Raw genomic sequence first — 6,858 nt, forward strand, 5'->3', positions numbered from 1 at the left:
GTCACCGAAATCATTCGTCACGTCTGCGACCCACCAAGACGGCGCAAAAACCAATCCGCCGCAGCAAGGATAGCTGCCATGCCCTAAGTTAGCGCTTATGGGATTTCGCCCCGCGAGGTTCGTCATCTCAATGCCCATGCGACCTCCACGCCGGTGGGCGACCTGGGTGAGATCGAAGCGATCAAGAGCGTGTTCGGGCGCGATTTCGCGATAGCTGTCAGTGCAACGAAATCGGCGACCGGACACCTGCTCGGAGCCGCCGGCGGGCTCGGAGCAATCTTCGCAATCCTGGCGCTCAGGGATCAGATGGCACCGCCGACCCTCAATCTGAGCGCTCCCGATCCGGCCGGCGACGGGATCGACTTCGTCGCAAACCGGGCCCGGCCGATGGCGATGGGCTATGCAATCTCCAATGGCTTCGGCTTCGGAGGCGTTAATGCCAGCGCGCTGTTCCGGCGCTGGACGGATGATCTGGCCGGCGCGAGTACCGGAGGCGCTCATGATTGACGCCTTTCGCTCCGACCTGTCGTGCTTCTCCCACGCCAATCCAAAACGAAGAAAGAAGTGACCTCCATGAACAAGACCAATCTAGGCGTCGCCCTGGTGACGGGGGCATCCAGCGGTATCGGGCACACAACGGCCAAAGCCCTGCAGAACGCGGGCTTTCGCGTGTTCGGAACCAGCCGTCGCGCGGTCGTCGACCGATCCGATGGCGTTACCATGCTGGCCTGTGACGTGACCGATGACACGTCCGTGGCGAAACTTGTCCAGGACGTGCTGGCCGAGACCGGGCGCATCGACCTGCTTGTCAATAATGCCGGCGTTGGCCTGCTTGGTGGCGCGGAGGAGTCCTCGATGGCCCAGGCCAAGTCGTTGTTTGACGTGAACGTCTTTGGCGTTATGCGAGTAACCAAAGCGGTGTTGCCGACAATGCGCCGCCAAGGCAAGGGCAGAATCGTCAATTTGAGCTCGGTGCAGGGGTTCATTCCAGCTCCCTATTTCGCGCTTTATTCGTCGACCAAGCATGCCGTTGAGGGCTATTCCGAATCGCTCGACCACGAACTGCGTACTTTCGGAATTCGCGTCGTGTTGGTGGAGCCCGCCTATACCCGCACCTCATTTGAAGAAAATCTCGCCAGGCCGGATCAGTTGCTTGACATCTATGACTCTGCGCGCGCCGGCATGAATGCAGCTGTGCGGAAAGCGATGGAAAAAGGCGATGCGCCGGAAGTGGTGGCCAGGACCGTTTTGGCGGCTGCGACCGATCCCGCTCCGAAGGGGCGCTATGCGGCTGGAAAAATGGCGCGCCAGGTCAGTTTCCTGCGCCGTTTCGTCCCCGCATCCGCTTTCGACAAGAGCCTGCGAAAGCAGAACGGACTGCCGGTCTGAGGTCGACAACAATGATATTCCTGTTTCGGTCGAGCCCATGCGAGAGCGCGTTCCAGGAGTTCACATTTTTTGGCACTGGCACAGCCGGACGCGCATCTTCGATGCGCGCGCGTCCGCGACCGAGCCCTGCGGTCATTGGCGTTAGATTAGCGCCATGTTATATTGCGGCGCGAAAGAGCGGGGGCCACGTTCCTTTCACACCCGTAAGTGATCCGTATGTGCGATCCCTGCAGACTGGTCGGTATCACGGAAACTCCCGGGCATGGGGTTCGGGAATCGAGGGGGACAAGGGGTAATGCTCTACACGCTCGTTATGATGGTCTGCCTGACGGATGTGCCGCAGACCTGTGAACAACGCGAACAGATGGTGGACGGCCTGGCGATGAATCCCGGGACCGCCTTCATGCAGGCGCAATCGCTGGTAGCCCAGTGGATCGAGACGCATCCCGGTTATTTCGTTCAGCGCTGGCGCGTGCTGCCCGGCCGTGGATCGTGATATCCGCCGCGAAGATCGAATGAGGTTCTATTTCTTCGCGGCGAGCGTTTCCGAGACGGCCTTGGACAATTGATAAAGCCGCTGCTCGATTATCGTCGGCACTTCACAGACGTAGGTCAGTGATTGGACGCGTTCATTGAAAATTCGCGTTGCGAATTTCAGCTGTTCGGTTCGCCGATCGATCTCTTCGGGATCTGCATCCGGCTTTGCCCGCAATGCATCGACATCGGACGCTTCCTTGCGCAACGCGGCGGCCATTTCGAGCTGCTTGTGGGCGTAGCGGGAAATGCCGGAGATCACCTGCGAGCGCTCGGCGTCCAGGTGGTCGAACATGCCTTGCACCATCATCGCCATTTTGGGTGCAAGTTGCTCGGCCGGCAAGGAGGCCGCGAAATCCCTGATCTTCTTTTGAGCTTCCGCAATCGGCATCCGGCGAGCTGCCACTTCCTCGATCAGGGCGGAGATGGTGGGGTCCTTCGACCAGTCCTTCGCGGCTGAAGGAAGGTCCGGTCCGCTCCAGATCTGGCCGAGCGAGAGTTGCGGCACCTTGCGCTGCATGCAGGGCCAGTCTGGATCGGGGTTGGCTGCCATGGCGTTGACGCCCGGCGCGAGCATGGCGACCAGAGCCAGACCGCGAACATGGATCATTCGCGCCATCAGGCATTTCCTCCCGTGTCCTGTTTGCGGGTCATCAGGCCGCGCGAAGGGTCGTAGGCGATGATGGCGGCGGCAAGGAACAGCAGCGTGCAGCCGGCAACGACGCCCAGCGACAGCCAGTCAACCTGGCCGTAGAAGGCGAAGCGGATCAGTTCGACGGCGTAAGTAAATGGATTGGCGAGGCAGATTTTGTAGAGCAGGGGGCTAGCCTCCTGGATACGCCACAAGGGATAGAGTGCCGGAGAAGCGAAATAGCCGGGAAAGATGACGAAGTTCATGATGCCAGCGAAGTTTTCGAGCTGCTTGATCATTGAGGACAGAAGCATGCCGAGCGCGCACAGCATCATGCCTGACAGGAACAGTGCCGGCAGCACGGTGAGATAGCCAAGCGGCGGCGCCTTGACGCCCCAGAACCAGGCAACGATCAGGAACGCGTAGACCTGCGCGATCGACACGGCGACACCGGCGAGCATCTTCGAGATCAGTAAAAACCAACGCGGGAAGGGGCTGACCAGCAGGGTGCGCATGTTGCCCATTTCGCGATCATAGACCATCGACAGCGAAGACTGCATGCCCGAAAACAGCAGAATCATGCCGCACAGGCCCGGCGTGATGTAGACCTCGTAGAGCACGTAGGTCTTGTAGGGCGGGATGATCGATACGCCGAGCACCTGCCGGAATCCGGCGGCAAAAATGAACAGCCAGACGAGCGGCCGAACCAGCGAGGATATAAAGCGCTCGCGCTGATGCAGGAAGCGCAGGCACTCCCGCACGACGATCCCTTTGAGGCAAACGAGGTAGTGGTGGAGCCCAAACTGTTCGAACTTCACCGGCGTGAGGGCGGCGACTTTTGCGGGCATTGCGGGAGCGCTCATGGCGACATCTCCGCGATGCCGCTTGTTTCGATGCGGTTGAGCCTGGAAAAGGCATCGCGGATCGAACTGGCACCGCTCGTCGCAACGACATCGGCCACCTTACCCTTGGCAACCAGCTCGCCCTGCCGCAGCACGACGACATGGTCGCCGTCTTCGACCTCATCGATCAGATGCGTCGCCCACAGCACACCGATGCCCTCGGTTTCGACGAGTTTGCGGATGGTGGTCAAAATGCCCGCACGCGACTGGATGTCGAGACCGACCGTCGCCTCGTCGAGCAGCAGCAGGGAAGGGCGGTGGAGCAGCGCCCGCGCGATCTCGATGCGCCGCATTTGGCCGCCGGAAAGACTGCGTGCCTTGTCATGCTGACGGCCCTGCATGTTGACTGTATCGAGCAGCGCGGCAATGCGCTGCCGGGCTTGGTGTCCGCCAATGCCATGCAGCGAGGCGTGGTAGGAGAGGTTCTGGTGGACGCTGAGGTCGAGGTCGAGCGTGCGTGCCTGGAATACGATGCCGACACGCCTGAGCGCTTCGCCCGAAGCGCGGCTGACGTCATGGCCGAAGATGCGGATCGATCCGCGGCGGGTGCCGTAAAGATGGCTGATCAGTGAGAACAAAGTTGTCTTGCCGGCTCCATTGAGGCCGAGCAGAACGGTGAAAGTTCCCGGCGCGATCGAGAATGAGACGTCCTGGAGCGCTCGCTTCGGACCATAGGAATGGCTGATGCCGGCAACATCGAGCGCTGCCACCTCCTCTCCAGCTCCGCTTGTCCTCACATGCTGCATGCCGCTGGCTCCTTCGGGGCGCGCTGGTCATCTAGTGCACTTGCAACATCCCCGCGGCAAATATTCATCACGTCGGCCTCCCTGATCATTGCTGCGGTCTAGTAGGGCGATATGGCCACGCCCCAAGGCTGCTGGCCCACCGTAACCGATTGAACCGGCTCGTCCGTCGCCGTGTCGATGAAGGTGATGTCGTTGGAATTGCCGTTGGTGGTGATCAGCGTCTTCTGATCGGGGGTGAAGTCGAGATGCCAGACGCGCTGGCCGACCAGGATGTATTTTTCCACCTCGTAGGTTTCGGTGTTGATGACGGCGACGTGGTTCGCTGGGCCGAGCGCGACATAGGCTTTCTTGCCGTCCGCGCTGATTGCGATGCCGACCGGCTGGATGGTTTCGGGCCGCAGTCCCGCAATCGCGAACTGGATCTTCTTCACCACCTCGCGTTTGAGACTGTCGATGACGCTGACGGTACCGCCGATTTCGGCACTGACCCAGATCTGTGATCCGTCGGGCTTGAATTGCGCAAAGCGCGGACGCGTGTCGACCAGGACGTTGTCGGTCACCTCATGGCTGTCGGTGTCGATGAAATGCGCCATGCTGGTGGTTTCGGAGGTGTTGACCATGGTTTTGCCATCGGGACTGACGGCCATGCCTTCAGGCTCCACCCCAACGGGAATCTCGGTCATGACCTGCTTGCTCTCGACGTTGATCGCGGTGACGAGATTGTCGTCCTCGTTGGCGACGTAGAGCGTCTTGCCGTCGGGCGAAAGCACGAACAGTTCGGGATCGGGGCCTGATGGCAGCGTGCCAACGATCTGCAGCGTCGCGGTATCGATGATTTCGATCGTATCGTCATCGCTGGCGCACAAATAGATGAACTTGCCGTCATGCGAGATGGTGATACCGCGCGGCCTCTGGCCGACTTCGACGGTCTTCACCACTTGCATCGTCGCCGTGTCGACGACCGTTATCGTATTGTCTTTCTCGTTGGAGACATAAACGGTGTAAGCCCACGCCGGATTGGCCATGAAGCCGAGAATGGCGAGTGCGCAAGCTCGTCTCTGCACGAAAATTCCTCCCGATTGGTTCTACTTAAGGACGCATTTCGTTTCCGGCTGATCGACGCCGAGCGTATCGAGCTCGGAGATTTGGTGAAGATAACCCTCCTGTGGCGATGTCGAGACCACGGATTTGGTGTCGCCGAGCAGGATTGGCTGGCGAAGCTGATGGTTCCACTTGCGGAAGGTCAGCTTCTGTCCTTTGAAGGCGGCGACCGAGAAATCGTCCGAGCGGATATAGTCGCTGATCTTCTTCGGATCGTCGCCATTGGTCCGTGTGCTGGCTTCGCCCACCGCCCGCACCGCCGTCCAGGCCGACATATCCTTGGACAGCATTCGCCGGCCGGTCGTCCTCAGGAAACGGCTTTGCATTTGAATGCCACCCCATTGCTCGCTCGCGGGATGCCAGGACGATGCGACAAGACCGGCCGTGCCAGCGACCAGCCGCGGTGTCCAGGTGCGGTAGGGCACATAGGTTCCGAACACCTCGCTCTCATCAGCGACAAGCACCACGTCATGATCCGGCAGATCCTGCGTGAACACGGAAATCTGCTGCTGTATCTGCGTGGCGCCGGTGTCGGTGCGGCGCGCCGTGCCAGTGTCTTTGAACTCCTTCTCGGCGACGATCTGACCGCCGAAGCGAGCCGCCGCGCGGCGCAACGCGGCCGCATAGAGATGATCCCGCTCATGCGAACCATAGAGCAGCACCCAATTCGGCCATTTCTTTATCACGAGATACTGCGCCAGCGCGTCAGCCAGCATGCTTCGTGTCGGCGCCACATGGAAAATGTTTATGCGGCAGTCTTCCTCGCGCAGGCTGTCGTCTGTGGCACCGACATTGAAGACCAGAACGCCCTTGTCGCGGGCGATGTCGGCGATCGACAGCAATTGCCTGGCCGAGAGGTCAGCGACAACATAGCGGTCACCTTTGGCAATCAGATCGTTGAACGCCTGAACCGCGTCGGCGTCCGGCTTGACCTCGGCTATGTCGAGGCTGAATTTCTGGCTGAGGAACTTTCCTGTCGTGTTGTTATCGCCGATCGCCACATTGGCGCCGGCGACACCTTCGTCGCGTGGCGGCAGGTCCAGCAGGGAAAGCGCCAGTTGCGGCGCGTAGGCCCGCAAATAACCTATTCTGATTTCGGTTATCTTTCTTTCCGGCCTGTCGGCTGCGACCGGTTGCTTGCCCGTCACTTCCTGGGCCATCACGCCTGTAACGTTGGCGGTCTGGAAAAAAAAGCACAAAAAGGCCGCGAGAGTGCCTGGCACCGCGCTCGTCATCGATAAAACTGCCCATTCTTGCACTAAAGTCCGATTGTTCCCGGACCAGCGCGAATTCAAGGTGCCCACAATGAGCTTAGCGGACGCCACAAGATTTATCAAAGCCGTGCAAGTGGACTTATGTGTCTGCTTTAGTCCTATGCCTTTTCGAGGATGAATGAGCGTGTTGCGGTCTCATCCGCAGCAATGGCGGAATGAGAAACTCTATGGGTCGTCATGGGAGGATTGCCTGATGAAAACGCGCGCCGCTGTCGCCGTCGCCGCCGGAAAGCCGCTGGAGATCATGGAGGTCGACCTCGACGGTCCCCGTGATGGCGAGG

7 protein-coding genes and 1 pseudogene are annotated in these 6,858 nt (G+C 60.1%); 3 read left to right on the plus strand and 5 right to left on the minus strand.

Annotated elements, in window-relative coordinates:
- Positions 1-87 precede the first annotated feature (87 nt).
- From NKJ91_RS32995 to NKJ91_RS33005, 3 genes and pseudogenes are all read left to right on the plus strand, one after another.
- Positions 88-507: pseudogene (locus NKJ91_RS32995) on the plus strand (beta-ketoacyl-[acyl-carrier-protein] synthase II); the annotation flags it as partial.
- Positions 508-573: 66 nt separating this feature from the next.
- Positions 574-1,389 carry an oxidoreductase gene (locus NKJ91_RS33000; RefSeq protein WP_352458841.1) on the plus strand — a complete coding sequence of 272 codons (816 nt, stop codon included), beginning with the start codon at positions 574-576 and terminating at the stop codon, positions 1,387-1,389.
- A gap of 295 nt (positions 1,390-1,684) precedes the next feature.
- Entirely contained in the window at positions 1,685-1,885 is a 201-nt protein-coding gene (locus NKJ91_RS33005; RefSeq protein WP_023678847.1) for a hypothetical protein, read from the plus strand.
- A gap of 27 nt (positions 1,886-1,912) precedes the next feature.
- Here the strand turns inward: NKJ91_RS33005 and NKJ91_RS33010 are convergent, their stop codons facing one another.
- The 5 genes from NKJ91_RS33010 to NKJ91_RS33030 all read right to left on the minus strand — a co-directional run bounded on the left by NKJ91_RS33010 (position 1,913) and on the right by NKJ91_RS33030 (position 6,538).
- Positions 1,913-2,542, minus strand: coding sequence for a hypothetical protein (locus tag NKJ91_RS33010; RefSeq protein WP_352458842.1), 630 nt, complete (start codon positions 2,540-2,542; stop codon positions 1,913-1,915).
- On the minus strand, positions 2,542-3,402 hold the full coding sequence (locus NKJ91_RS33015; RefSeq protein ID WP_352458846.1) for a lanthanide ABC transporter permease protein PedC: 861 nt from the start codon (positions 3,400-3,402) through the stop codon (positions 2,542-2,544). Before NKJ91_RS33015 ends, NKJ91_RS33010 begins: the two co-directional genes overlap by 1 nt.
- A gap of 11 nt (positions 3,403-3,413) precedes the next feature.
- Positions 3,414-4,202: a lanthanide ABC transporter ATP-binding protein PedB/LutE gene (locus tag NKJ91_RS33020; protein WP_352458843.1), complete on the minus strand. Its 789-nt coding sequence runs from the start codon at positions 4,200-4,202 to the stop codon at positions 3,414-3,416.
- 98 nt (positions 4,203-4,300) lie between these two features.
- Positions 4,301-5,266 carry a YVTN family beta-propeller repeat protein gene (locus NKJ91_RS33025; RefSeq protein ID WP_352458844.1) on the minus strand — a complete coding sequence of 322 codons (966 nt, stop codon included), beginning with the start codon at positions 5,264-5,266 and terminating at the stop codon, positions 4,301-4,303.
- A gap of 21 nt (positions 5,267-5,287) precedes the next feature.
- A complete protein-coding gene (locus NKJ91_RS33030; protein WP_352458845.1) occupies positions 5,288-6,538 on the minus strand; it encodes a lanthanide ABC transporter ABC transporter substrate-binding protein PedA1 in 1,251 nt (416 codons plus the stop codon).
- Positions 6,539-6,858 lie beyond the last annotated feature (320 nt).

Source organism: Mesorhizobium sp. M0040 (genome assembly GCF_040323505.1).
Lineage (GTDB): Bacteria > Pseudomonadota > Alphaproteobacteria > Rhizobiales > Rhizobiaceae > Mesorhizobium.